This is a genomic window from Streptomyces thermoalcalitolerans (assembly GCF_039525155.1).
Lineage (GTDB): Bacteria > Actinomycetota > Actinomycetes > Streptomycetales > Streptomycetaceae > Streptomyces > Streptomyces thermovulgaris.
This window is the reverse complement of the sequence record NZ_BAAAHG010000116.1, coordinates 1-2,249: the sequence shown is the minus strand read 5'-3', so window position 1 is coordinate 2,249 and position 2,249 is coordinate 1. Positions and strand designations below refer to the sequence as shown.

The 2,249-nt window shown below is 73.0% G+C and carries 2 protein-coding genes; both read right to left on the bottom strand.

Going from position 1 to position 2,249, the window contains the following annotated elements:
* Positions 1-122: 122 nt before the first annotated feature.
* A complete protein-coding gene (locus ABD224_RS28985) occupies positions 123-677 on the bottom strand; it encodes a hypothetical protein (protein WP_344055254.1) in 555 nt (184 codons plus the stop codon).
* A 292-nt stretch (positions 678-969) separates the two neighbouring features.
* A partial coding sequence (locus ABD224_RS28980) for an outer membrane protein assembly factor BamB family protein (RefSeq protein ID WP_344055252.1) occupies positions 970-2,249 on the bottom strand: 1,280 nt, incomplete at its 5' end.

Sequence of the window (2,249 nt, the reverse complement as noted above, 5' to 3'; positions counted from 1 at the left end):
CCGGTCCGCGGAAGCACGACACTGGCCCGAGAAGCGGGCGGCCCCACGCGCGCTTTTTCAGGCCACGGCCACACCACCCCACCCCCACACCCCACCCAGCAGTACCCGGTAACGCCCGGCCCTCACTGCGCCGGCGGGGCCTTGGGGGAGAGGTCGCAGCGGTCCACCTTGGCGATGGGGGCGCGGCGGGGGACGGGCACCTTCACGATCGTCTTGCCGTCCGCCGGCACGGCGGCCTCCTCCCGCTTGGAGGCGATCTTGAGGTCACGGGCGTCCCTGAAGGTGACGGTGACGACGAACCGGCCGTCGACGCTGCTGGAGTTGGTGACCTCGACCCTCGCGTACGGCTTCCTCTTCGTGGCGCAGCTCAGCAGCCTCACCGTCGCGCTCTCCCGGGCCGACCCGCCCGTGCCGGAGTTGCCGCCGCTGCCGTGGTTGTCGTTGTGGTCGTTGTAGCCGTCGTACGAGTTCCGGTACGAACCGGAGCCGCCGTACGAGTCGTCCCGGCCGTCGTCCTTGTACACGCCGCCCCCGGACGAGGACGACGAGCTGTCGTGGTCCTGGCTGGAGCTGCTGCAGCCGCCTCCTCCGCTGCGGTGTCCTCCGTGCCCCCGCCCGGTGGTGAACCCCGTCAGGCAGAGAACCACCGCCGTCGACACCGCCGCAAACCTGAGCATGCGCCCCCGTGTCCTCATGCCTTCAGCCTAGTGATCCGATTGTCACAGCCATGCCACTGAATGGCGACCATCGTGTACTCGTCGTAGCGTCATGCATGTGAACGGTGACGAGTGCGCCGCTCATCTGGACCGACGGCCGCCGTCCCGAGGCCCCTTCCGTTGTATTCGGCACGACGGCCGTCGCCAGCTCCCTGTCCGGGTCCCGCCCCGGGTATCCCGGGCACCTCCCAGGTACCCGGACTCCGTGCCGCCGCAACGCCGGCGGGACGCCACCGGAGCGCCCGGCCGCGGGTCAGGCGGTCCGTGCCGTTCCCGTGCCCTTCTCCGCGTCCAGCGCGTACACGCACCGGTCCTTGCTGCACGCGTACACGACCCTGTCCTTGACCACCGGCGAGCCGGTGATCTCGCCGCCGGTGGCGAGCTTCCAGCGGAGCCGGCCGTCGTCGGCCTTGAGGGTGTAGAGCAGATGGTCGGTGGAGCCGAAGTGGATACGGCCCTCGGCGACCACCGGGGAGCCGACGATCTCGCCGCCCGCCTGGAAGCGCCACTTGGGGGTGCCGGTGACCGCGTCCAGGGTGTAGACGCCATTGCCGCTGCCGACGTGGACATGCCCGGCGGCGACCAGCACGGGGTCGATCCCGGAGCGGGCCTCGGTGGCGATGCGCCAGCGGTCGCGGCCGTCGGCGGCGTCCAGGGCGTAGACGGTGCCGAGGTAGTCGGCCAGGTACACCCCGCCGCCGGTCACCGCCGGACCCGGTGCGAAGGCCGGCGGGGAGAGGAAGACCGCCGGGGCCTCGAAGTGCCAGCGGACATGGCCGGCGGCGATGTCGATCGCGATGATGCGGGTGCCGGCCGAGACGTAGACGTAGCCGTCGGAGGCCGGGGTGACGCGGACCGGTACGCCGCCGCAGGAGGCCGCGTCGCCGACGGGGTACGACCAGCGCTCCTCGCCCGTGCGGGCCTCCAGGGCGCGCAGGCGGGCGTCCTGCCAGACGTACACCGTGCCGTCGTGGATGACGGGGCCGGCCTCGGGGGACTCGAAGTCGGTCTGGCAGCCGGTGATCTCCCACAGCTTCTGGCCGTTGGACGCCTCCCAGGCCTGGACGCCGCCGCCCCGGGTGCCGGTGACGACCGTGCCGCGGTCGGCCTTGAGGGAGTACACCCAGGCGTCGGTCTGCAGCCGCCACAGGTCGGTGCCCTCGCGGGCGTCCAGGGCGAACAGGGTGGGGCCGTCGGAGGCGTGGATACGGCCGTCGGCCACCGTCATGGACCAGGCCACGTCCCGGGTCTTGAAGCGGCGCCGGCCGGTGGTCACGTCGAGGGCGTGCACCTCGAAGGAGGTGACGTAGACCAGGTCGCCGGCGACGACCGGGGTGCCCCAGAGGTCGTTGGACATGCGGAAGCGCCAGGGGCGCCAGGTGGTCACGGCCTCCGGGGGAACGGGCGGCGGGGGCGGCGCGGTGGGGGCGGGGGGCACGCCCGGTACGGCGGAGTCGGCGCCGTTGACACCGGCGCGCGGCTTGGTCCAGACGGCGGCCAGCCCCGCCTCCGGCGGGGGCGCCTGGCCGAGGG

Bases quoted from the DNA above. Each gene is read 5' to 3' on its own strand.
- ABD224_RS28985 (WP_344055254.1), bottom strand. From the start codon at position 677: ATGCTCAGGTTTGCGGCGGTGTCGACGGCGGTGGTTCTCTGCCTGACG.